23 protein-coding genes and 1 other annotated feature are annotated in these 22,851 nt (G+C 46.9%); of the genes, 20 read left to right on the top strand and 3 right to left on the bottom strand.

Annotated features, from left to right (window positions below; genetic code table 11):
• The first annotated feature begins 43 nt into the window (after positions 1 to 43).
• The 7 genes from aroE to MKY16_RS16420 all read left to right on the top strand — a co-directional run bounded on the left by aroE (position 44) and on the right by MKY16_RS16420 (position 4,492).
• Positions 44 to 913 (top strand): shikimate dehydrogenase, encoded by an 870-nt coding sequence (gene aroE / locus MKY16_RS16450; RefSeq protein WP_103049579.1) that lies wholly within the window; start codon positions 44 to 46, stop codon positions 911 to 913.
• Positions 914 to 981: 68 nt separating this feature from the next.
• Positions 982 to 1,278: a ribosome assembly RNA-binding protein YhbY gene (gene yhbY / locus MKY16_RS16445; protein WP_013311197.1), complete on the top strand. Its 297-nt coding sequence runs from the start codon at positions 982 to 984 to the stop codon at positions 1,276 to 1,278.
• A gap of 17 nt (positions 1,279 to 1,295) precedes the next feature.
• On the top strand, positions 1,296 to 1,886 hold the full coding sequence (nadD, locus tag MKY16_RS16440; RefSeq protein ID WP_029515377.1) for a nicotinate-nucleotide adenylyltransferase: 591 nt from the start codon (positions 1,296 to 1,298) through the stop codon (positions 1,884 to 1,886).
• Positions 1,870 to 2,466, top strand: a complete 597-nt coding sequence (gene yqeK / locus MKY16_RS16435) for a bis(5'-nucleosyl)-tetraphosphatase (symmetrical) YqeK (protein WP_340956178.1) — start codon at positions 1,870 to 1,872, stop codon at positions 2,464 to 2,466. The genes nadD and yqeK overlap by 17 nt, the downstream gene beginning before the upstream one ends.
• Positions 2,463 to 2,810: a ribosome silencing factor gene (rsfS, locus tag MKY16_RS16430; protein ID WP_013311194.1), complete on the top strand. Its 348-nt coding sequence runs from the start codon at positions 2,463 to 2,465 to the stop codon at positions 2,808 to 2,810. The genes yqeK and rsfS overlap by 4 nt, the downstream gene beginning before the upstream one ends.
• The gene (locus tag MKY16_RS16425; RefSeq protein ID WP_029515375.1) at positions 2,807 to 3,715 is read left to right on the top strand and encodes a CvfB family protein; all 909 of its coding nucleotides are present in this window, start codon (positions 2,807 to 2,809) and stop codon (positions 3,713 to 3,715) included. The genes rsfS and MKY16_RS16425 overlap by 4 nt, the downstream gene beginning before the upstream one ends.
• A gap of 3 nt (positions 3,716 to 3,718) precedes the next feature.
• Positions 3,719 to 4,492: a class I SAM-dependent DNA methyltransferase gene (locus MKY16_RS16420; protein ID WP_307347115.1), complete on the top strand. Its 774-nt coding sequence runs from the start codon at positions 3,719 to 3,721 to the stop codon at positions 4,490 to 4,492.
• Positions 4,493 to 4,563: 71 nt separating this feature from the next.
• Here MKY16_RS16420 and MKY16_RS16415 read toward each other — a convergent pair whose 3' ends face one another.
• Positions 4,564 to 4,953: a tautomerase family protein gene (locus MKY16_RS16415; protein WP_165148965.1), complete on the bottom strand. Its 390-nt coding sequence runs from the start codon at positions 4,951 to 4,953 to the stop codon at positions 4,564 to 4,566.
• A 184-nt stretch (positions 4,954 to 5,137) separates the two neighbouring features.
• Positions 5,138 to 5,395: a binding site (T-box leader), on the top strand.
• 61 nt (positions 5,396 to 5,456) lie between these two features.
• Between MKY16_RS16415 and leuS the strand changes: the two genes are divergently transcribed.
• Positions 5,457 to 7,895 carry a leucine--tRNA ligase gene (gene leuS / locus MKY16_RS16410; protein ID WP_250260885.1) on the top strand — a complete coding sequence of 813 codons (2,439 nt, stop codon included), beginning with the start codon at positions 5,457 to 5,459 and terminating at the stop codon, positions 7,893 to 7,895.
• On the opposite strand, the gene comER is transcribed toward leuS, so the two are convergent.
• Complete coding sequence (gene comER / locus MKY16_RS16405) at positions 7,876 to 8,721, bottom strand: late competence protein ComER (RefSeq protein ID WP_340956172.1); 846 nt, start codon at positions 8,719 to 8,721, stop codon at positions 7,876 to 7,878. The two genes, leuS and comER, sit on opposite strands and share 20 nt — an antisense overlap.
• Positions 8,722 to 9,015: 294 nt before the next feature.
• On the opposite strand from comER, the gene MKY16_RS16400 reads away from it, so the two are divergent.
• The 8 genes from MKY16_RS16400 (at position 9,016) to holA (ending at position 17,095) form a co-directional block, all read left to right on the top strand.
• On the top strand, positions 9,016 to 9,663 hold the full coding sequence (locus MKY16_RS16400) for a ComEA family DNA-binding protein (protein WP_340956169.1): 648 nt from the start codon (positions 9,016 to 9,018) through the stop codon (positions 9,661 to 9,663).
• An 89-nt stretch (positions 9,664 to 9,752) separates the two neighbouring features.
• Positions 9,753 to 10,271: a deoxycytidylate deaminase gene (locus MKY16_RS16395; protein WP_069010453.1), complete on the top strand. Its 519-nt coding sequence runs from the start codon at positions 9,753 to 9,755 to the stop codon at positions 10,269 to 10,271.
• Between the two features lie 178 nt (positions 10,272 to 10,449).
• Positions 10,450 to 10,602, top strand: a complete 153-nt coding sequence (locus tag MKY16_RS16390) for a hypothetical protein (protein WP_238794850.1) — start codon at positions 10,450 to 10,452, stop codon at positions 10,600 to 10,602.
• A complete protein-coding gene (locus MKY16_RS16385) occupies positions 10,532 to 13,105 on the top strand; it encodes a ComEC/Rec2 family competence protein (protein ID WP_340957580.1) in 2,574 nt (857 codons plus the stop codon). Before MKY16_RS16390 ends, MKY16_RS16385 begins: the two co-directional genes overlap by 71 nt.
• 126 nt (positions 13,106 to 13,231) lie before the next feature.
• Positions 13,232 to 13,444, top strand: coding sequence for a hypothetical protein (locus MKY16_RS16380; RefSeq protein WP_069010454.1), 213 nt, complete (start codon positions 13,232 to 13,234; stop codon positions 13,442 to 13,444).
• A 403-nt stretch (positions 13,445 to 13,847) separates the two neighbouring features.
• Positions 13,848 to 14,396, top strand: a complete 549-nt coding sequence (locus MKY16_RS16375; protein WP_013311184.1) for an RNA polymerase sigma factor — start codon at positions 13,848 to 13,850, stop codon at positions 14,394 to 14,396.
• Positions 14,393 to 15,850 (top strand): zf-HC2 domain-containing protein, encoded by a 1,458-nt coding sequence (locus tag MKY16_RS16370; protein WP_340956166.1) that lies wholly within the window; start codon positions 14,393 to 14,395, stop codon positions 15,848 to 15,850. Before MKY16_RS16375 ends, MKY16_RS16370 begins: the two co-directional genes overlap by 4 nt.
• 213 nt (positions 15,851 to 16,063) lie before the next feature.
• Complete coding sequence (holA, locus tag MKY16_RS16365; RefSeq protein ID WP_029515366.1) at positions 16,064 to 17,095, top strand: DNA polymerase III subunit delta; 1,032 nt, start codon at positions 16,064 to 16,066, stop codon at positions 17,093 to 17,095.
• Between the two features lie 143 nt (positions 17,096 to 17,238).
• Here the strand turns inward: holA and rpsT are convergent, their stop codons facing one another.
• A complete protein-coding gene (gene rpsT, locus MKY16_RS16360; RefSeq protein ID WP_013311181.1) occupies positions 17,239 to 17,511 on the bottom strand; it encodes a 30S ribosomal protein S20 in 273 nt (90 codons plus the stop codon).
• 198 nt (positions 17,512 to 17,709) lie between these two features.
• Between rpsT and gpr the strand changes: the two genes are divergently transcribed.
• From gpr to lepA, 4 genes are all read left to right on the top strand, one after another.
• Positions 17,710 to 18,711, top strand: coding sequence for a GPR endopeptidase (gene gpr / locus MKY16_RS16355; RefSeq protein WP_029515365.1), 1,002 nt, complete (start codon positions 17,710 to 17,712; stop codon positions 18,709 to 18,711).
• A gap of 222 nt (positions 18,712 to 18,933) precedes the next feature.
• Positions 18,934 to 20,193, top strand: coding sequence for a stage II sporulation protein P (locus MKY16_RS16350; protein WP_340956164.1), 1,260 nt, complete (start codon positions 18,934 to 18,936; stop codon positions 20,191 to 20,193).
• Positions 20,194 to 20,220: 27 nt separating this feature from the next.
• The gene (locus tag MKY16_RS16345) at positions 20,221 to 20,742 is read left to right on the top strand and encodes a hypothetical protein (protein ID WP_340956163.1); all 522 of its coding nucleotides are present in this window, start codon (positions 20,221 to 20,223) and stop codon (positions 20,740 to 20,742) included.
• A 71-nt stretch (positions 20,743 to 20,813) separates the two neighbouring features.
• A complete protein-coding gene (gene lepA / locus MKY16_RS16340; protein ID WP_029515362.1) occupies positions 20,814 to 22,628 on the top strand; it encodes a translation elongation factor 4 in 1,815 nt (604 codons plus the stop codon).
• Positions 22,629 to 22,851 lie beyond the last annotated feature (223 nt).

The raw sequence follows: 22,851 nt of genomic DNA, 5'->3' as shown, positions 1-22,851 counted from the left end.
TATTTGTGCGGCCTAATATTTTGCAATATGGGGGAGAGCGACGATGAACAGCGGGGAGTCTGAAGCGACCGAACAAGGTCTTGTACTATTGGGCGTATTGGGTGATCCGATCAAGCACTCCAAATCGCCTCTTATGCATAAAATAGCTTTGCAGGCAGCGGGGATTGAAGGAGATTTTGTACCTCTTCATGTAAAACCGGATCAGCTGGAAGATGCCATGAAGGGGATTCGCGCTTTACATTTCCGCGGAGTCAATGTGACGATTCCCCATAAAGTCGAGGTTATGAAATATCTGGATGAGATTGATGAAGGGGCCAGACTCATTGGCGCTGTCAATACGATAGTGAATGATAATGGACGGCTTAAGGGCTATAACACGGACGGAATTGGCTACGTTCGTTCCCTCAAAGAAGAGACTTCTGTCGAGTTGAAGGGCGCAAGAATTGCTGTGCTTGGAGCCGGAGGGGCTGCTCGTGGCGTGATTCATGCTCTGTTGGAGGAGCAACCGGAATCGGTCATTATTTTGAACCGAACACGTGACAAAGCTGAGCAACTGGCATTAGAGTGGACGACGGAAGCGATCCCAGTGAGGGGTTATTCCAACGAGGATGCCAAGAGCGTGCTCGCCACAGTGAATGTGTTGATTAACACAACTTCAGTGGGAATGTCTCCTTTATCGGATGAACTTCCACTGGAAACGAGCTTGATTCCGGAAGGAATCATTGTGAGTGATTTGATCTACAACCCGTTGGAAACGAGACTTTTGCAGGAAAGCCGTGAACAGCGCGGCTGCACTGTACATGGGGGCTTGGGCATGTTCGTGTACCAGGGGGCTGTGGCTTTTGAATATTTTACAGGGGTTGTCCCTGCTGTAGAACAAATGAGAGCGGCTGTGCTGAGTAGCCTGTCGTAAGTAAGAGGGTACATTAAAATTATGGAAATGCTGCATTGCATATGTGGCGACGAAGGGGTTAAATATACATGTTAACAGGTAAACAAAAAAGATATCTGCGATCAATGGCGCATCATTTGGACCCGGTTTTTCAAGTAGGCAAAAACGGTACGAATGAGCATCTTATGCGTCACATCAACGATGCGATTGAAAAGCGTGAGCTAATGAAAGTACAAATTTTGAACAACTGTTTGGACGACAAGCATGAAATTGCGGAAGAACTGGCCGCGGAGACAGGTTCAGAGCTTGTTCAGATCATCGGGAGCACTATTATTTTGTACAAAGAATCCCGTGATCATAAGGAAATTGAGTTGCCTAGAGGATAACACGCGGGGAGAAAATTATGAAAATCGGTATTATGGGTGGTACATTTGACCCGATTCATATTGGACATCTGCTGGCTGGAGAAGCGGCAAGAGATGCCTATGGACTGGATCAAGTATGGTTTATGCCTTCTCATATTCCTCCGCACAAGCATCAGGCGGGGGCGAGCGGTAAAGAGCGTCTGGAGATGACGAGTGAAGCGGTGGCGGGTCATCCTGCTTTTGAAGTGCTGGATATTGAAGTGCTTCGCGGGGGAGTATCTTATACCATTGACACGATCAAGGAGCTTCAGGAGTTGCATTCTGCTGTGGATTTTTATTTTATTATTGGTGCGGATATGGTGAACTACTTGCCTCATTGGCAGGGAATTGAGGAACTGGCGCAGCGAATTTGTTTTATTGGTGTTCGGCGCCCAGGATTCCAGCTTGCAATGGATGAGTTGCCGCATTATTTGCAGGACAAGGTACTGCTGGCGGATATGCCAGTGGTGGACATTTCGTCCACGGATATTCGAGAGCGTGCTGCGGAAGGGCGCACTATCCGTTATCTTGTGCCTGATCGAGTGCATGACTATATTACAAGGGGCGGTTTGTATGAAGTACAGCCGTGAGCAATTAATGGAAGCCGTATCTGGTCAAATGCCTGAAAAACGCTGGAAGCACACACTAGGTGTTATGCATACCTCAGTGGAGCTTGCGAAGCGCTATGGAGCAGATCCGGATAAGGCCGAACTGGCGGCTATTTTGCATGATGTAGCGAAATATTGGCCTGTTCAGCAGATGGAAGAGGTGATTCGCAGTCATCCCGAATGTGATCAGGGGCTTTTGGAACATGACAAGCAGCTCTGGCATTCAGAGGTAGGATACTGCGTTGCAGCAAGAGATTACGGAGTGGATGATCCTGAAATAAGGAATGCGATCCGCTGGCATACGTCAGGACGCGTAGGTATGAGTCTGCTGGACAAAGTCGTGTGTCTCGCTGATTACATCGAACCGGGACGGGATTTCCCCGGGGTTGAGCATATCCGTAAACAGGCAAAGAAAAGCTTGGAGCAGGGCCTTGTCGCTGGATTTGACTCCACAATTTCATTGTTGCTGGAGAAGAAAAAGGTTATTTTTCCACTGACAGTCTTGTCGCGCAATGACTTGATTCAACAACTAAAACAGAGAAAAACGGAGGTTCATGAATGACCCTAACTAATGAGCAATTAATGCAAACAGCGGTTGATGCCGCAAATGATAAAAAAGCAATGAATATTGTCGCACTGGATTTGCGGGGAATATCACTAGTAGCTGATTATTTTGTCATCTGCCACGGTAATTCGGATACACAGGTACAGGCGATTGCAACAGAAATTCGCAAACGCGCTCATGATGAAGGTGTAACTATCAAAGGAATCGAAGGAATGGATTCCGCCCGTTGGGTTCTAATGGATTTGGGGGATGTCGTAGTGCATGTCTTCCATCGCGACGAGCGCGAATATTACAACATTGAACGACTCTGGTCGGATGCTAAGGTTGTGGAAAAGGTATGAGTTTGATCGCCGGTACTTATGTCACCATTATGGTGGATCGTGAGGTATCTCCTTTCGGCTACTTTCTCACTGTTGGTGAGCAGGATGTGCTGCTGCACTATACGGAGCTGACACGTGAAATTGAAGTTGGTGAACGGTTGGAGGTATTTATTTTTCACGATACAGAGGACCGTTTGGCCGCAACCATGAAAAAGCCGTTCTTGTCGTTGGGCGAAATGGCTAAGCTTGAGGTGGCCGATGTGCACCCGCGTTTGGGTTGTTTCCTGGAGATGGGATTGGGTCGTCAGCTTTTGCTGCCAATTCGTGAGTTGCCAGAAAACCGAGATTTGCATCCTCGGGTGGGCGACTACGTGTATGCCATTATGGAGCATGACAAGCAAGGCAGATTGCGGGCTAAGCTGGCAGGGGAACAGGAACTGGCTCCGTTGTGCTTCCACGCCCCTGATTCGTGGCTGAATACGTGGGTGCAGGCGACTGTGTACAAGCCGCTTCAAATGGGTACATTCGTTCTGGTGGACGGAGGGGTGCTTGGTTTTGGCGCGATTGGGATGATTCACTCCTCAGAACGCAACCGGATGCTTCGCTTGGGCGAAGAGGTTAAGGTACGGGTCACGCTTGTTCGCGAAGACGGTCGGGTCAATCTGGCAATGTCGCCACGCAAGGAAGTGGGCCGTGATGAGGATGCGGATCGGTTGATTGCTTTTCTGAAAGAGCGTCCGGGCGGCGGCATGCCTTACTCCGATGCAACACCACCCGATATTATCAAGCAACGGTTTGGTATTAGTAAATCCGCCTTCAAGCGTGCGATGGGCAAGCTGATGAAGGAAGGAATGGTTACACAAAAGGAAAACTGGACCTACCTGGTGGAGAAAATGCCGAAACCGAAGGACGGGAATGGGGAATAAAAAATGGCTTCTTACCGGAAGTTTGCCTATGTGTATGATGAGCTGATGCAGGACATGCCGTACCCGGACTGGTTGCGCTTTGCACGGCAGGCTTGGGATCAGTACGGGATGCCGCATACGGTGGCCGAGCTGGGCTGCGGAACGGGTTCAATTACGATTCCCCTGGTTAATTCAGGGTTCGAAGTGGCTGGAATCGACTTATCCTCTGACATGCTGGCAGTAGCCCGTCGCAAAATGGAAACTACTCCACAGGGACAGCGATTGTTTCGTGAGGGAAGCGTTCGCTGGATACAGCAGGATATGAGAGAATGGATTTTACCCGAGCCTGTGGATTCTGTAATTTCTTTTTGCGATTGTCTGAATTACTTGTTGGAGGAAGAAGATATCATTTCTACTTTTCGCAGAACGCATGCTGGTCTGAAGCCTGGCGGAACCTTTTTGTTCGATGTGCATCATCCCCAGACGTTTTTACGTTATGATGAAGAGCAGCCTTTCGTACTGGACGAACGCTCTATCTCATATATCTGGACATGTGCGTTGGACACTCCCCGTTGTGAAATTGAGCATCATCTTAGTATCTTTGCGAAAGCAGAACATGAAGGACGCGATCTATACCAGCGTTTCGAGGAAATACATGTACAACGTGCCTATGACCCAGACTGGATGAAGGCAGAATTGTCCAAAGCGGGTTTTCGCGATGTGAAGGTATATGCGGATTTTGAATGGGTAGAAGCAGAAGATGACGCGGCGAGACTGTTTTATGTTGCTGTAAAATAGCAAAGATTCATTGAACGAATATGGGAAAAAAAGACGCTTTTCATGATGACATGAAGGGCGTCTTTTTGCACTTATATATTCACTTTATAGTTCAACTGAAGCTCATCACCCGGTACACCCCGAATGCCCCAGTTCTGTTTGGGTGTTTCAAATATAGTAATCTCAAGATCCTGTGGAGAAATACCCAAAAGATCGTTAATTCTTTGGAATAACAGGCTAATGAGTTGCTTCTTAGCTTCTATCGTTCTGCCTTCAAAGATACTGATTTCAATAATGGTGTACGCCTCAGAGCGACCATCGGCATATATAAAATCTTCCTGATCCATAGGAAAAAAACGATGAAACCTCTTGTCAGGAGGATATTTGAGCGCATCCATCACAGCAGAATGAATCACCTCTGAAAGTTGCTTTTTGATTGGATTTAGAGTCTCTTTTATTCCGTAAATTTTAATCTGTGCCATTTCTCAGCTCACCTTTCTTATCTCAACTCATCTCAATTTGAAGCGATTTAACTCGGAATTATTATAAAACATTCGTATGCATGTGTCATGAACAATTAGTATGGAGAGGGCTCTTAACACCAAAGGTAGTCCTTATTTGACTTTTTTCGCGGTTTTCAATATAATAGTGCCATTATTAACGGTTAAACAATCGCTGATGAGGAATAGTAGCTTTGTCTGGACATGTAGAGAGCCGGCGGGTGGTGCAAGCCGGTTGACAGCACAAAGTGAACTCGCCTCGGAGATATGCGTCCAACGCAGGAACGCCCTATACTGGTGCTTGTATCCTGTTATTAACCCGCATCGGATCACCTCCGTTATCAGGTGCAAAGGGAGTAGAACGCGAAGAACGCTTTCTGCTAACTAGGGTGGTACCACGGGAATATAACCTCTCGTCCCTAGCGCTGACACGCTACGGGATGCAGAGGTTTTTTTGTTGCATACCGTTTGAGGAGGAAAAGACAATGACAGACACACAGCCGAAGCACGGCTATCAACCGCAAAGTATTGAACCAAAATGGCAGAAATATTGGGATGAGAACAAGACGTTCCGCACCGGGGAAGAACCGGGCAAACCGAAGTTTTATGCTTTGGATATGTTTCCGTACCCATCTGGAGCCGGCCTGCATGTAGGCCACCCGGAGGGCTACACAGCTACGGATATTGTTTCACGTTATAAAAGAATGCGCGGCTACAACGTACTGCATCCGATGGGTTGGGACGCCTTCGGTCTGCCTGCGGAGCAGCATGCGCTGGATACAGGGGAGCACCCACGCGAAATTACGGTGAAAAACGTAAATAACTTCCGCCGTCAAATCAAATCGCTCGGCTTCTCCTACGACTGGGATCGTGAAATCAGCACGACGGATCCTGATTATTACAAATGGACACAATGGATCTTCATCCAGCTGTACAAGCGCGGCCTTGCATATGTAGCTGAAGTACCTGTGAACTGGTGCCCAGCGCTGGGAACGGTGCTGGCGAATGAAGAAGTTATTGACGGTAAGAGTGAGCGTGGCGGTCATCCGGTCGTCCGTAAACCAATGCGTCAATGGATGCTGAAAATTACGGAATACGCGGATCGTCTGCTGGATGATCTGGAGGAACTGGATTGGTCTGAGAGTATTAAGGATATGCAACGGAACTGGATCGGTAAGTCTACCGGGGCAGAGGTTCGTTTTCCGATTGAAGGCTATGACGAGCAACTCACAGTATTTACAACTCGCCCAGATACACTGTTCGGCGCAAGCTACTGTGTGCTGGCACCAGAGCAGGAATTGGTGGATATTATCACTACGCCTGAGCAAAAGGATGCTGTACAACAGTACCGTGAACAAGCTGCTCGTAAAAGCGATCTGGAGCGTACGGATCTGGCCAAGGATAAAACAGGCGTATTCACAGGAGCTTATGCAGTGAACCCAGTGAACGGCGAAAAGCTGCCGATCTGGATTGCTGACTATGTACTGGCAGGCTACGGAACTGGAGCGATTATGGCTGTACCTGCTCACGATACGCGTGACTGGGAATTTGCCAAGCAATTCGGATTGAATATCATTGAGGTTGTCCAAGGTGGAGATGTGGCTAATGAGCCATATACTGAGGATGGACCGCACGTGAATTCAGGCCCGCTGAATGGACTTACCAACGAGGAAGCGATTCCGAAGATGATTGAATGGCTGGAAGCCGAGGGCAAAGGACACGGCAAAGTCACCTACCGCCTGCGTGACTGGCTGTTCAGCCGTCAACGCTATTGGGGCGAGCCGATTCCGGTAATTCATCTGGAGGATGGAACGATCAAAACGGTTCCTGAGGACCAACTTCCGCTCGTACTGCCGGAGATGGACAATATTAAGCCTTCAGGTACAGGTGAATCCCCGCTGGCGAACGCAACAGATTGGGTGGAAACCATTGATCCTGAGACAGGTATGAAAGCACGTCGCGAGACGAATACAATGCCGCAATGGGCAGGAAGTTGCTGGTATTACCTGCGCTTTATTGATCCGAAAAATGACAAAGAGCTTGTATCCAAAGAGAAACAACGTGAATGGATGCCTGTTGATTTGTATATTGGCGGAGCTGAACATGCGGTTCTTCACTTGCTGTATGCCCGTTTCTGGCATAAGGTATTGTATGATATCGGCGTAGTGGAAACGAAAGAGCCTTTTTATAAGCTGGTCAACCAGGGTATGATTTTGGGTAACAACAATGAAAAAATGAGTAAATCACGCGGTAATGTCATTAATCCTGATGATATTGTCAATACGTTTGGCGCCGATACGCTGCGTATTTATGAGATGTTTATGGGGCCGCTGGAAGCGACCAAGCCATGGAATGAGAATGGGGTAGAGGGAGCACATCGTTTTCTGTCCCGCGTATGGCGCCTGTTTGTTTCCGAGGATGGTAGCCTGAACGATAAAATTACAAATGACGGCGGTAGCGATGAGTTCAATCGTACTTGGCATAAAACGCTGAAAAAAGTAACTGAAGATCTGGATGCACTGCGCTTCAATACAGCGATCAGCCAGCTGATGATCTTCACCAACGATGCATATAAAGCAGACCTTCTGCCGCGTGCAGCAATGGAAAACTTCGTGCAAATGCTGTCGCCGCTTGCACCCCATCTGGCCGAGGAATTGTGGCAGCTGCTGGGGCACAATGATAGCATTACCTACGCGGCTTGGCCTGCTTATGATGAAGCATGGACGGTGGACGCCGAAGTGGAAATTGTTGTGCAAGTGAATGGTAAAATTGTGCAGCGTGCAACGATTGCCAAGGATCTTGATGCTAAAGCGATGGAAGCATTCGCTGTGTCGTTGGACAATGTTCAGCAGGCACTGGCCGGCAAAACGATCCGCAAGGTAATTGCTGTTCCAGGTAAGCTGGTTAATATTGTTGCCGGTTAATTGGCTTTAAGCCGAAGGAGACATCTATCTTTTGCATGTCCTCTTCATATTTGTTGTGCGTTACCTGTATCAGCTCGGGAAAGACACTATGCAGGCTGATGTCCAACAGTGCGAGAGCTTCGGCGGTAATACCTCCGGGAACCGCTACTCTGGCCTGTAACTCGGCTGGTGTCATCCCGCCTTCCGTGAGCAGCTTTCCAGTGCCGATGATCATTTCACCGGCCAGAGCGCATAGCTCCGTGCGGTCCATACCTGTAGCTTGAACTGCGGCTTGAATCCACTGGTCCATAAAAAAGGCCAAGAAAGCAGGACCACAACTCGAAAAATCCGACGTGATCCGAGTATAAGATTCTTTAACCCGAATCGGCCTGCTGATGTGGGACATAAGCTCTTCCAGAAGGAAGCGATCCTCCTCTGTAATCCGGCTTCCATGGATGCATAGTGAGGCTCCGCTGCCTACTTGGTGGGTGATACTGGGAATAATTTTGGACACTTTAGCTTTCATTGCATGCTCTAAAATACGAATCTGCACCGGGCTTGTGATAGATACGACGATTTGCTCTTCTGTAATGACGTTGCGTATTTCATCCGTTACGGCTTTTGATTCCAGCGGCTTCACACAGATAAACAGAACATCGCTTTCCGCTGCCGTTTCACGGTTGCTTTGGGCTACATGCAAACCTGGATAACGACGGGCTAGCTCGGTTACCTTGGAATGCGTTCGATTACTTGCTGATATTTGCTGCGGCTTGAGTGCGTTAGAATGAATAAAAGACTCAATTAGCAGACTTCCCATGCTGCCAGTCCCGATAAATCCAACTTTCATTGTTCAACGTCCTCCTTTCATACTTTGCGGTATAGACGCTGTGCTGTCAGCTGTCATTCTTCTTAGTGTATGCGCCTGGTCTTGGCCGACATGACGAATTTTATGTCTGAGCATGTTAGATCGTGCCCGGGGTCGTACCACTTTATTGTAAAAATGCTCACAGCGAGACCGTATGGAGGTTGTTTACATCCTCCGGCTAAACGGGAATTGGACAGACGTGCTCTGTTTGATAGAGACGGTGTTTTCAGTCGGCTCAATTTCCCGAATCCATGTGGAGTAGGGGACGATACGGAAATGAAACGCGTATGGACAGGAACAGCGATAACGCTTGCTGTAATCGGCAGTGGACTTATTTTATTTGCCGGAGGACAGCGTTCTGAGCCGCAAGAAGAGTGGACTTTACTTAACCATAAGGTGGAGCAGGCTGTGGCGATGGATTCAGAGCCAAATGAGTCGCAGCGCAGCAGTGACTATGCCCAGGAAAAGCCTGCTGTAAAAGAACCTTCAGACAAAGCTGAGCGCAGTAGGAATGCCGAAGCCGCTTACAAAGTGAAAAGTGATACTGTGCAGATATCTACTGGTGTATCTGCTGCTGTGAGCGGAAACTCTATTGCGGGAAATTCGAGTGCTGTAAAGCAGTCAGGTGTTGCGGATCCGACCTCAGACACAGGTATTGTCAGTTCGAGTGGTGCAACGACGAGTAGGACCAATACGGTAAGTGATTCGGTTACTACACCCGTTTCCGGCGAAAAAAAGGTAAACATCAACACGGCGACTGCTGCCGAGTTAATGGAGCTACCAGGGGTTGGGTCTAAGAAAGCCGAGGCTATTTTGAACTACCGCAATCAGCACGGGGCGTTCAAACGTGTGAATGATTTGGATCATGTAAAAGGAATCGGAGCTAAAATGTTGGCGAAAATGAAGCCGTATGTCAGCTTGTAACTTATGTAATAATTACAATGTTTATACCCTGAGAACGGCGGTAGCGGATATGGTTTACGTTTTAACTTGTTTATACGGGAGAGATGGAAATGAGTGCAGATGTACGCAAGGACTGGGACACCTACTTCATGGATATCGCTTATATGGTATCCACCCGTTCGCGCTGCGCGCGGCGTCATGTTGGAGCCGTACTTGTACAAGGTAAAAAGCTCTTGGGGACGGCCTATAATGGAGCACCATCGGGGGTGCCTGACTGTTCAGAGGCAGGTTGTATGATTTCAGAGGAGTATGAGGTCGTTCACCGTGATGGGCACGAGGAAATGGTTAAAAAGCAGCGTTGTATTCGCACTATTCATGCAGAGCAGAACCTGCTGCTGTTTACTGACCGAATTGATCGTGAAGGCTCTTCAGTATATGTCACCGACCAGCCATGCTGGACGTGTGCCAATATGTTGGCGAACAGCGGTATTGTGGAGATTGTATACCACCGACCTTATCCCAAAGATGCCGACAAGGTTCGTGCTATGATGGAGGAAAAGGGCATCGCTTTTCGCATGCTGAAGACCTATCATCCACCAAAAGAAACGCTGATGGATGTTATGAATTAAAAAGTAAACGAGGAAGAACCTCTGACGAATGCTATTTTGTCAGAGGTTCTTTTTGTTTTGTGTTTTTAAACAGAAAGCAATGTTTGCTACCGGAAGGTGATCGTATTCAAGCTAAGCTTGTGTTAACTAGACCTATATTGACCCTTACTGTTTGTTGGATTACAGGAAGTGCAGGAGCATGTCTGTATTCTGGACGTATGCTTTTGTTACTCTGGGCGGGGATTACTCTGATCTTTCCGCTTATAGCTTTATTGATGAAAATCCCCATCCGGCATATGGTGTTACTTTGGCTTGTATTCAGCGGAGGTGGATTTCATTGGTTTTGGCATGATATGCATAATGTTAGCAGTATTCCCGATGCTCTTCATGTATCGTCATCTATGGTGGAAGACATGCCTGTTCAAGCAGCAGGGTTTATCGCTTCTGAAGTGCAGGTAGATGGTGATCGAACACAGTTTGAGATGAGAGTTACTTCAATCAATCACTTCGGAAATCATTCGAACAAGGACGAGAATCGTGCACCAATTTCTGAACAGGTCATTGTTCATATCAAGTTGGCTGCCAAGCAGGAACAGCAACTTGCGGCAGCATGGCAACGTGGAGATGCGATCCTACTGCGTGGCACCTTAAAGGCTCCTGCAAAAGCGGGGAACTTTGGTGGCTTTGATTACAGTGAATACCTGCACACACAGGAAATCCACTGGTTTTTCAAAGGCGATGGGGCAGCCTCGTTACAGAAGCAGGATGCTTCACTATGGAACCGCTACACTTTGTTCAGGTGGAATGACCAGCTTAGGGAGCAGCTAGGACAGAGAATGGAACTGGCATTTACATCGCTTCATCACGCAGGATATATGAAAGGACTGGTACTTGGGGTAACAGATGAGTTGGACCCAGCAACCTATAACGAGTTTACGCAGCTTGGTTTAACGCATATTTTAGCAATATCGGGCATGCATGTGGCGGTATATGCAGCTACACTATTATATCTACTCAGGCTGTTACGAGTTAGCCGCGAGACATCTCTTACGGTCGTGATGATACTCATTCCGGCTTATGTCCTGCTGACTGGTGCTTCTGCCTCTGTTGTGAGGGCAGGAATTATGGCGATGATCGGCTTGTTTGCAGCCCGACGAGGGTTGCTCAAAGACGGACTTAATATTCTAAGTATATCCGCGCTGCTCATGCTGATTTGGAATCCATATTATCTACTTAGCGTCAGCTTTCAGCTTTCCTTTTTGGTGACAGGTGGGTTGCTCATTTATATGCCGCTTATGAAGCCGTTTTTCGCCAAATGGCCTTTCCTGATCGGCGGTGAAGTTGCGATTACAATTACGGCACAGCTTGTTTCGTTTCCAATGACGGTATTCTACTTTAATCAATTTTCGCTGCTATCATTTGTGGCCAATTTTGTGCTTGTACCTCTTATTACATATATCGTGCTTCCATTGGGTACGGTGGCGATGGGAGTTGCCTTTTTGTGGGGGGATGGGGCTCGCATTTTTGCTTGGCCGGCAGAGCAATTGAACGATTTGACCTTTTTACTAGTAAAATGGCTGAATGTGGATGATGCTTATGTGAGTATTTGGCCGTCTTCCTCCATTCTGTGGGTCATAGCGTATTACGTAGCTTTGTACAGTGTTTTGTACTGGCTCACAACGTGGCTGACATCCCGCAGAAAAACGAACGACATTACCGTCTTGGACTCTACTCCCAATTCATCAACTATCTATACAGGATTAGCAGCTTCTTCAGAGTGGGCGGCTATATTGCATACGGCTCTTGAACCTGAGGGAGCAGGGAGATTTGCGCGTCGACAGTGGAATGGTTATCGTCATTTGGCACTGGCTCTAAGTGTTATTGCTTGGCTTGGAATATTGTATACAGGTTACCAATCTCATGGTGAGGGTAATACGGGAATTGTTCAATATCTGGATGTGGGCCAAGGTGACAGCATTTTAATCACAACGCCGGGCGGGAAACATATCTTGGTTGATGGCGGGGGGACAATGGACTTTTCAACAGGGAAAAATGCTTGGCGCAAGCGTGCAGATCCCTACGAGGTAGGTAAAGATACGCTTGTACCCTTACTAAAGCAACGAGGTGTGCATCGACTAGATGCTGTCATTTTAACACACGGAGATCATGATCATGCCGGAGGATTACAAGCTGTGCTTGACCAGATTCCCGTATCTACCTTGTTTTTTAATGGTACCCTGACAGATAAAGCTCCATTCCGTAAGCTGTTGAACACGGCTTTAGATAAGCAGATCAAGCTGTACGGGGCACATCATAGCATGGAATGGGAACCAGACCAGGCTACGAAAATCCGCTTTCTCTATCCGTTTACGCTACCGGATAACGAATCTGAACAGCTGCCTGTTATGAAGGAACAAAATCATTACTCTGTTGCCATGATATTGGAGATGGAGGGAGCCTCCTTTTTGTTCACAGGAGATATGGATGATGCAGCAGAGTCATTGTTGCTTGCTGAATTAACCCCTTCTTCATTCCGTTTGAAAGATGAGGGAGCAACGGGAGGGGCAAGGAATGCTATAGATGTCATGAAAATAGCACATCACGGCAGCAAGTATTCTACCTCGGAAGAGTGGTTATCCTACTGGCGACCGAGAGTATCTGTCATTTCGGTCGGTGCGACCAATACTTACGGACATCCGAATGAAGCGGTATTGGAACGTTTGTCAGCAGTTGATTCTGCTATATATCGAACCGATACGATGGGAGAGATACAGATTCGAGCACAGCAAGGAAAACTGAGTGTGCGGTACCAACGCAAACAGTACAAAACAGATACGAATACAACAACACACTAAAACGGGTGCTCACTCTTAGGAGTGTGTTGTTTGCTTTGAATCCAATCTACATGGACAGTAGCTGTAAGCTTTGATAGAATCAAATGAGTTATGAAAATGAGAATCATTATTAATAGGGGAAATATTGTGAGTTATTTTAAATTTAGAGCTTCAGCTTGTTTGTTCATCATTTCGTTAATGCTGGTATTGAGCGCAATGCTACAAGTGGGGGTGAGACTGCAACGGAAAGCGGTCAATCGGCTGCTGCCAAGACCACATCAACTGGAGATGAAGCTACCACGCGTACATATGAAAGTGATAAAGGTACAATTACTCTTCTTATTTAATGTTGGGTATTAGAGGTGATGGAGCAGCCAAGGAAAAGATATTTTATCTAAAAGCGTGTGAAGAACCTTTCTGCCGTTAAATCAGGTAAAGTATATCAATACTCAATCGAAGATTTTTATTTTCAAGATCCGATTGCTCTGACTTATCAATTAGAATGCATATCGGATTTTTTGATTTCCAAGAAGTAACAATATGATCTTGCAGCTCGATAGGCTAGCATTTAGATGTAGTAGGAGCTAAGGGAAGGTGACTACCTTCCCTTTTTCTGTTATTCTAAGGGAGGATACGCTGGGGATTCTGGGCTTTTTGGTATAATTTTTTTTGTTGAAAAAATAAAATTAGTGTCAGACGTCTATCCTGCAACAATTTGTAAAAGGGATACGTCTGTAATATTGCAGGGAGAGGGGGATCCTTTGTGGTAGAGCAGGGACTCATTCGAGCCGCTCAATCGGGCGATCGCGACGCTCTCATTACCCTATTAAGAGAGATAGAACAGCATGTGTACCGTACGGCATATTACATTCTAAACAATGAGCAGGACGCCATGGATGCTTCACAAGAAGCCCTCATACGGATCTATTCCAAAATTAACTCTTATGAGGAAAAAGCGCAGTTTAAAACCTGGGTCCAACGCATTGTAACGAATATATGCATCGACAAATTCAGAAGAACGAAGCCCTCGGTTTCCATTGACGAGCACGACATGATATTCAACGATCCCCAAAATGTGGAGGTCGAGGTGTTGACCTCTTACATGGCACAGGATGTTCGTGAGGCTATACAACAGCTTCCGGAGCACCACCGGACGGTAATTGTCTTAAGATATTTGCAGGATTTCTCCTATAACGAGATTGCAGATTCTCTGGATTTGCCGCTAAATACGGTCAAGTCATACTTATATCGTGCAAGACAGCAATTGCAAGGGCTACTTCAGGAATATCAGAAAGGTGGTGTATCAGGATGAAGTGTGGGGAAGAGGTGATGGATTGGATGCAGCGTTATGTGGATCATGAGCTGGGCGAAGAAGAGACGTCCCAATTAATGAACCATATTGCGACTTGCCCGGACTGTGCGGAAAAATTTCTTATTCTTCAGACACTCTCTCGCGAGCTGGAGGAATTGCCTGCGGTTTCCCCGGCGTTCAGCCTGGTGGATTCCATCCTGCCTCAGCTTGATGCCATTGACCGCGCACGTGAAGAGCAGGGAAGTGCGCTTCAGGAAATGCAGCCTGTGGCTGTAGAGCCTGGACCAGTGCCTAGACAACGTACCCAGCCTATACCTTGGTGGAATCGAATGGCTGGGCGCGCTGCTATAGGCGTGGCTGCCGCTGCTGTTGTACTGGGGATTGTAGTATTTAACTTCGAGCCTAAAACAGTACAAGATGCGGAAGGCATACTTACTACCCAGTCGCCCGAAGTGACGAATCCGCAGAATCAGACGGAAACTCTTCCAGGTACAGCCAATGGCAGTGGAGGACATGATACAGCCATTGGTTCGGATTCTACAAAGCAGCCGTCAGAGCAGGGGCAAGAAACGGATGCATCTCAGCCACCTGCGGATAAAGATCCTGGCCTGAGCAAACAAGGTGCAACTAATGCAGACGATGAAAAGAACTCTTCCAAACGGGATGCTGGGGAACGTGACGATCAGCGAGCTGGGGAGGAAGATTCGACGAAGTCTGCACAAGCCGAACATTCTTCTCGTCAGGATGAAGGGCATGGACAGCTACGTACGGATCGTCAGGTGACAAAGGAAAATCCGTCTGCTGGAGATGCTCCTAAATCTGAGGACAAACAGCTAAGTCAGGAAAAATCTGATCAATCCACGATTGCTCCTGAGGAACAGTTGGAACCGAAAATGGAAAAAGCACCCCTAGCGGGTACTGCTCAGGACGATAATAATGGTAACACAAGTACGAATGATTCATCTTCGTCGCTTAGTCAGGATTTGAAGGTACAGGATCGAATTGCGTCAAATGAAGCGTCGAAAGAAGCGACTTCCAGAAGCATCACCAAGGATTCGGGCAATGCCTTGGGAACGGATAGCAGCAATGCAGCTTCTAATGATCAGCAATCATCCGTGTCACAAGACCCGGTTCGTAAAGAAGGCTTTGTATCTAATTCACTGGTCTCTCCGGACAACAATAATGCTTCCAACTATAGTGCCCAATCTGCCTCTACAGATCAGCTCAACTCGCCTGATGGTAGCTATGCGGTGGCTATTGAGGGCAAAAAGCTGAAAGTGTATAAGCTTTCCGATAACGGTGTAGACCGAACAACACTGGAAGTCCGTACTCTAAAAGGTGCCTGGGTCAAAGGAAGCTGGTCGGAAGACAGCCAGACCTTTATGTATGAGACGGAGCAGGATGGGACTGCAAGTAAATATACGTACACCGTTCCGCGCAGCACTGGAAAATAGTTTCCGTAAGTTGACACATTTTTAAAAACAGGGAATAAACTATATGAACCGACGTCGTATCCCGACGGCCGAAAGTTTCTAGAGCTTTCTGCTGCCGTGTTGATATAGATGGTGGTGAAGGGATCCTGCCTATAGGTAGGGTCCCTTCGTTTGTGTCATGACTTGCCTTCCGCTCGGATGTCAGGTACGATCAGTGGGTGGGGGGAACGGAAAATGGATGTAAAAACAGCCTCTAAGGCTATTCGCAAAGGTGACATTTCGCCAGTGTATTTGCTATACGGTAGTGAAAAATACCAAATGAAGCAGTTTGTTGAGATGCTTAAAGAGAAAGTGGTGGAAGAGGAGCATCGTGACTTCGCCATCATTCCTTATGATTTAACCGAAACGCCAATTGAGGTGGTCGTGGAGGAGGCGGAAACAGCGCCTTTTCTTGTGCCAAAGAAGCTGATTATTGTACGGGATACCAGTGTATTTGCAGCAGGCAAAGATAGCGGTAAGATAGAGCACCGGCTTGAGACGCTGTTGACTTATATGGATAACCCGACTGACTATAGCGTCATCGTTTTTACGGTTCAGGCTGAAAAGTTGGATGAACGGAAAAAGATTGTCAAAAAGCTAAAAAGTGATGCTTCGGTTATTGCCTTTGCTCCAATGGGTGGAGATGATCTTGTGGCTTGGATCCATAAGCGTGCAGGAGAAAGAGAAGTGCAATTGGCTGCAGGAGCTGCTGAAAGCCTCATTCAATTCACAGGTACCGGACTACAATCTTTGGCTGCCGAGATAGACAAGCTCTGCTTGTACGCAGGAGCACAGGGAACGATCTCATCCGCTGATATAGAATCTCTGGTGCCTCGTAACACAGAGCAAAACGTATTTGCGATGGTTGAGGATCTGGCTAATTTGCGGCTGGATAAGGCGCTCAGTATTTTTTATGAGTTGCTTAAGCAAAAAGAGGAACCGATCAAGATTGCCGCTTTGATCACGCGACAGTTCCGTATTATGTTGCAGGTCAAAGAGCTGGCAGGTCAAAGCTATTCCCAGCAACAAATTGCGAGTCAGCTTAGTTTGCATCCTTATGGGGTGAAAGTTGCAGGGGACCAAGCGCGGAGGTTCCGCCCTGAGCAGCTACGTCAGCTTCTCTACGAATTGGGCGAGCTGGATTATCATATGAAAACAGGTGTCGTTGACAAGGTACTGGGATTGGAGCTGTTTTTGATGAAAATGGGTGCGGGGGCTTCGATCTAATTCCACTCATGTGCTGCTAATAGAGTCAGCTTATGTAGCGCAGAACGCTGATGCTGTAAACAAATAAAAGTTATAAACTAAAAAAACCTGATCAGCCAAGGCTGGTCAGGTTTTTTTCATTAACGTATGAAAGTAGCTCTTGCTTACGCTTGAGCTGTAAGAGCGTTAAGTTTTTTCGCCAAGCGAGATTTCTTGCGAGCAGCTGCGTTTTTGTGGATCAGACCTTTAGTTACAGCCTTGTCCAGCTTTTGGGAAGCTACTTTGAAAGCAGCAGCAGCAGTTTCAGCTTCGTTACCTACCAACGCTGTATCGGCAGCTTTTACTGCTGTACGAAGCGCGGATTTTTGAGAAGCGTTCAACGCACGGCGTTTGTCGCTAGTTTTAACGCGTTTGATAGCGGATTTGATGTTTGGCATTACATTCACCTCCTGTAAAGGCATTACTTATGAACACAAACGTTTCACAACTTAAAATATTTTAGCATGCCACACCTCAAATTGCAATAAGAAAACATTCTGAGGCGATGCGAATTACAGGATGAAAATGGATGTGCATAAACCTGTTGGGTGTCTCGCACACTATAGTCAAAGATGGCATCCAAGGAGGCTCAAAAGATGGATCTGGATTTGCAGAAGTACGCGGTACGCACGGATTTGGCATTAGAGGCAAGAGAATTGGCCGAACGGGATCAGCCTGTACCTCTGGCGGGCATAAGTGAGAACGTGGAGGAAGATGACGGAATCAAAATCACACGGCTGGATGTACTGAATGAAGAAGGAGCCAACCGTATCGGGCGGGTACAAGGGCATTACGTTACACTGGAAGTACCCGGCTTGCGTGAAGGCGATACGGGGCTCCAGCAACGTGTAGCTATTGCATTTGCAAAAGAAATGGAGCATTTTATACAAAAAATAGGGATTTCTAATACGGCAAAGGTACTGGTGGTAGGTCTGGGCAACTGGAACGTCACTCCCGATTCACTTGGTCCGCTTGTCGTTGAGAATTTGATGGTGACTCGTCAATTTTTTGAACTGACACCTGATCAAATCAACCCGGGCTATCGGGATGTGAGCGCAATTGCGCCGGGCGTCCTGGGTATTACGGGGATTGAGTCCAGTGAAATCGTTCAAGGCATCGTGGATCGCACAAAGCCAGAACTGATTATTGCCATTGACGCACTGGCGTCACGTTCACTGGAGCGTGTCAATACGACCATTCAGGTGGCCGATATCGGGATACATCCGGGTTCAGGTATTGGCAACAAGCGGCGCGGTATCACCAAGGATATTATGGGTGTTCCGTGTATCGCTATCGGCGTTCCAACGGTATGCTACGCTTCGACCATTGTCAATAACGTAATTGAACTGATGAAAACACATTTTACCAAAGAAAAGGCTTCTACAAAAGCAATCCTGGGGATGCTGGACGATATTTCAGAACCTGAGAGACTTGGGCTGGTGAGAGAGGTACTGCAACCGCTGGGACATGATCTGATTGTGACTCCTAAAGAAATTGATGAATTTATTGAAGATATCGCGAACATCATTGCTACTGGATTGAACGCTGCTCTGCACGAAGCTGTGGATCCTGGCAATGTCGCCGCATATACGCATTAATCAAGGGTTGATAAAATCGTATTTCCCACAAAAGTCTCTATTTAACAGGAATCTAATCTCTTTCAAAAAGGGAGGTGATATACCTGTGGTAGAGATTTTTTGTGTTCTAGTAATTGTTCTCCGTTCATAGAGTTGAAATATAAGAGATTTCCGCAGCAGATAGGAACCCTATGTTCCAAATATAAAGCGGGTTTCGACGGGACGAAGGAGGACAAGGCTCACATGAAAAAAATTCAGACCTGGAACGTCGGAAGATGGAGAAGAAAAGGTATCGAAATTTTGGCGATGGGACATACGCTTGTGCTGCTGATCATGGGCTCGGCGCTTTTATTTGTCATTTTGGGGCTAGGGGGATTGGCAGAAAATCGTCTACAAACATCTCCTGTTTCTTCGATGAAAGGATTGGCAGGCTCGGTGTCCAGCGGTTTTTTTGCGGATATGCTAGGTATGGAAGTACCTCATTTGGCACAAAAGAAGCAGCAATCTTCGTTGTCGGGTGAACAATGGTCGCCTTTTGTATTTCAGATGCTTACAGGCATTAATCCGCAGGATCCCAAAAGTCTCATTTCTCGTGAGATTCCTGGCATGTCTGCGGGAGCACCTGTCTTGCTGCGCAAGGGTTCGGGGAACATCAAGGTAGAGGGTCCTACGGATTATCAGCCCGATCAGGGACCTACGGATGCTCCTGGTGGCTCAGATGCATCTGAGAACCCACCGACTAATACGCCGAATATTCCGACAACACCGGAAACAGATCCGGTACGTGAGGATCATCCAGGTGATACGGCCAAAGGGGACAAGCGCATATTAATCTACCATTCTCATCCCAGAGAAGCATATAACCCACTACTTAGCAAAACCAGTTCCAATCCCAATTCAGGTTCTAAATCGGCCAATGTGTCAAGGGTAGGGGACTTTGTAAAGAAGAGGCTGGAAAAGCAGGGGATATCCACACTGCATGTAAACAAGGATTATGCTACTACAGTTCAAAATTACAATTGGAACTATTCCTATAAATATTCACGCGAAACAGTCAAGGAAGCTTTAGCAGGAAATAAAGGTTTAACTTATTTGCTTGATATCCACCGGGATTCACAACGTCATGGAAAAACAACAGCAACCATTAATGGACTTTCTTATGCCAAGGTGTATTTTATTATCGGACATGACAACAAAAATTGGCGCGAAAATGAAGCCTTTGCTGCTCGTATTCATGAAAAGCTGGAAAAATCGTATCATGGCGTATCACGTGGTGTATGGGGGAAAGATGGTGGCAAAGGCAACAACGGTGAATACAATCAAAGCTTGTCTTCGCATAGCATTTTAATTGAAATCGGGGGTATTGATAACACCGAGGAGGAGTTGAAACGGACCTCGGACGTTTTGGCGGACATGATCGGTGAAGTGTATTGGGAAGATCAGAAAGCTCAGAAAGCGGGCACTAATGTATCGGGTACAAAAAAGAGCAACAGCGGCAATTAAATGAGGTAGCGGTAAGGGGGGAAGGTAATGTCTGGACATTTTCGTAAGAAAGCACTTGGATTTGTACTGCTTATGGGGGCAGGTATTCTTCTTGGTATGCAACTGGCAGGATCTGGTCTGCGTTCAGTGTATGGGCCGGAATGGAACGGAGGGAATACGATTCAATCGGTAAATCAACAGAAAGTTGGATATGAACAGACGATTATTGAGGACACACCCGCAGCCGCAGCTAACGCTCGTGCATATAGCGGTACGTATAGCACAAGTGGAGAAGTTAAGGTTGAGTCGAAAACGGAAGCGGGTATAAATGAAGCTGGTGGAAGGGAAGAAAATGAGGAACAGACGGAGCTCGGAGCATCCAGATGGTATTCGACGACTGCGCAACATGTCAATACTCAGGGTCTGGAGACACCGCGTGAACTGCTAGCCGTCAAGGGACAGCAAGCCTCGGTGGATACCATGGCGGACAAAACAGCTGGGTTGCTTCAAAACCTGTCGAGACAGGGCATTCGATGGGTCGTATCTGTATTTGATGGAGTAACAGAATAGAAATATTGCTGACCCCCCTTACAACTGCTATAATAAGCTGATTGACACTAGGCATTGTGTGGGGGTAAGGCATGACTGACATTTTGGCAAGACAACGTAAAATTCGGAACTTTAGTATCATTGCACATATAGACCATGGTAAATCCACGCTGGCTGACCGGATTCTAGAATATACCGGTGCACTCACTTCCCGTGAAATGCAGGAGCAAGTGCTTGACCAGATGGAGCTGGAACGGGAGCGCGGAATTACGATCAAGCTCCAGGCAGTGCGACTCACTTATAAGGCCGATGACGGCGAAGAGTACATTTTGAATTTGATTGATACACCGGGACACGTCGATTTTACGTATGAGGTATCCCGTAGTTTGGCAGCCTGTGAAGGTGCTTTGCTGGTAGTAGACGCCGCGCAGGGAATCGAGGCACAGACGTTGGCTAACGTATATTTGGCGTTGGACAACAATCTGGAGATTTTGCCTGTGCTTAACAAGATTGATTTGCCAAGTGCTGATCCTGAGCGGGTAAAGCAGGAAATCGAGGATGTTATCGGCTTGGATACGAGCGAGACCGTACATGCCTCAGCCAAAGCTGGAATCGGCATCAAAGAAATTTTGGAACAGGTGGTCAGAAGTGTGCCTGCTCCGCAAGGTAATCCGGATAATCCGCTCAAGGCACTCATTTTCGATTCGCACTATGATCCTTATAAAGGCGTTATCGTATATGTTCGCGTTGTGGATGGTAGTATCCGAGCCGGTTCGAAAATTAAAATGATGGCGACTGACAAAACGTTTGAGGTTATTGAAGTTGGTGCTTTTATGCCGCGTATGAACATCGTGGACGAGCTGAACATCGGTGATGTTGGCTTTATCGTTGCCGGTATCAAGCATGTGGGTGATACGCGTGTCGGGGATACAGTGACAGATGCAAAAAATCCAACATTAGAACCGATGCCAGGTTATCGGAAAATTAATCCGATGGTATATTGTGGCTTGTATCCAATCGAAACATCGGAGTATAACGATCTACGTGAGGCGCTTGAAAAGCTACAACTGAACGATGCTTCGCTCAGTTTTGAGCCGGAAACATCAAGCGCGTTGGGTTTTGGCTTCCGTTGCGGCTTCCTTGGTCTGCTTCATATGGACGTTATCCAGGAACGGATTGAACGTGAATTTAACATTCCGCTGATTACAACGGCACCAAGTGTTATTTACCGCATAAAGTTGACGAATGGGGAAACGATCCAGATCGACAATCCATCGAATTATCCGGAAATCGGACGGATTGAACATGTGGAAGAGCCCTATGTAAAAGCAGGCATTATCGTCCCTAATGATTACGTGGGTACGGTGATGGAGCTTTGTCAAACCAAACGTGGTGAGTATGTAAATATGGAATACCTGGATACGACACGGGTAACCATTACGTATCAAATTCCACTGTCTGAAATCGTATATGATTTCTTCGATCAGCTTAAATCAAGTACCAAAGGCTATGCTTCCTTTGATTATGAGATTTCAGGCTATCGCCAGTCCAACCTAGTGAAAATGGATATTTTGTTGAATGGCGAGCAGGTCGATGCACTGTCGTTCATCGTGCATAGAGATCGGGCTTATCATCGCGGACGTATTATCTGTGAGAAGCTGCGCGAGCTAATTCCGCGTCAAATGTTTGAGGTGCCGATCCAGGCATCTGTAGGAACAAAGGTTGTGGCGCGTGAAACCGTTAAGGCGATGCGTAAAAACGTCTTGGCCAAATGTTATGGCGGCGATATTTCTCGTAAACGGAAGCTGCTTGAAAAGCAAAAAGAGGGCAAAAAGCGTATGAAGCAGGTCGGTAACGTAGAAGTACCTCAGGAAGCATTTATGGCGGTACTGAAAATAGATGAGTAAAGTTGTTTGAAGTATTCGTCCATTCTTTCATGGGGCATTTGCCGTGCATGGAGAATGGACGTTATTTATTTGAGCAAGCTATCCAGAGATGGAGTGTTTGTTATCTCAGTTGCAAAAATAGTATAACAACAGTATCTTTAGCGTATTTCTATAGATGCTTTACTCTTACTGCAACACCTACATTGCAAAAAAATGATCGATGGTGGTAGGCAGCAGCGGAGTG

This window comes from Paenibacillus sp. FSL L8-0641, from assembly GCF_038006265.1.
Lineage (GTDB): Bacteria > Bacillota > Bacilli > Paenibacillales > Paenibacillaceae > Paenibacillus > Paenibacillus polymyxa_D.
Note: the sequence above shows the minus strand (reverse complement) of the source record. Positions and strands in the feature narration are given on the sequence as shown.

Coding starts and splice junctions, on each gene's coding strand:
- MKY16_RS16370 (WP_340956166.1), top strand. CDS start 14,393: ATGAAGTGTGGGGAAGAGGTGATGGATTGGATGCAGCGTTATGTGGAT.
- MKY16_RS16395 (WP_069010453.1), top strand. CDS start 9,753: ATGAGTGCAGATGTACGCAAGGACTGGGACACCTACTTCATGGATATC.
- holA (WP_029515366.1), top strand. CDS start 16,064: ATGGATGTAAAAACAGCCTCTAAGGCTATTCGCAAAGGTGACATTTCG.
- MKY16_RS16415 (WP_165148965.1), bottom strand. CDS start 4,953: ATGGCACAGATTAAAATTTACGGAATAAAAGAGACTCTAAATCCAATC.
- MKY16_RS16425 (WP_029515375.1), top strand. CDS start 2,807: ATGAGTTTGATCGCCGGTACTTATGTCACCATTATGGTGGATCGTGAG.
- leuS (WP_250260885.1), top strand. CDS start 5,457: ATGACAGACACACAGCCGAAGCACGGCTATCAACCGCAAAGTATTGAA.
- nadD (WP_029515377.1), top strand. CDS start 1,296: ATGAAAATCGGTATTATGGGTGGTACATTTGACCCGATTCATATTGGA.
- comER (WP_340956172.1), bottom strand. CDS start 8,721: ATGAAAGTTGGATTTATCGGGACTGGCAGCATGGGAAGTCTGCTAATT.
- MKY16_RS16345 (WP_340956163.1), top strand. CDS start 20,221: ATGTCTGGACATTTTCGTAAGAAAGCACTTGGATTTGTACTGCTTATG.
- MKY16_RS16400 (WP_340956169.1), top strand. CDS start 9,016: ATGAAACGCGTATGGACAGGAACAGCGATAACGCTTGCTGTAATCGGC.
- rpsT (WP_013311181.1), bottom strand. CDS start 17,511: ATGCCAAACATCAAATCCGCTATCAAACGCGTTAAAACTAGCGACAAA.
- yhbY (WP_013311197.1), top strand. CDS start 982: ATGTTAACAGGTAAACAAAAAAGATATCTGCGATCAATGGCGCATCAT.
- gpr (WP_029515365.1), top strand. CDS start 17,710: ATGGATCTGGATTTGCAGAAGTACGCGGTACGCACGGATTTGGCATTA.
- MKY16_RS16390 (WP_238794850.1), top strand. CDS start 10,450: ATGTCTGTATTCTGGACGTATGCTTTTGTTACTCTGGGCGGGGATTAC.
- aroE (WP_103049579.1), top strand. CDS start 44: ATGAACAGCGGGGAGTCTGAAGCGACCGAACAAGGTCTTGTACTATTG.
- lepA (WP_029515362.1), top strand. CDS start 20,814: ATGACTGACATTTTGGCAAGACAACGTAAAATTCGGAACTTTAGTATC.
- MKY16_RS16350 (WP_340956164.1), top strand. CDS start 18,934: ATGAAAAAAATTCAGACCTGGAACGTCGGAAGATGGAGAAGAAAAGGT.
- rsfS (WP_013311194.1), top strand. CDS start 2,463: ATGACCCTAACTAATGAGCAATTAATGCAAACAGCGGTTGATGCCGCA.
- yqeK (WP_340956178.1), top strand. CDS start 1,870: ATGAAGTACAGCCGTGAGCAATTAATGGAAGCCGTATCTGGTCAAATG.
- MKY16_RS16420 (WP_307347115.1), top strand. CDS start 3,719: ATGGCTTCTTACCGGAAGTTTGCCTATGTGTATGATGAGCTGATGCAG.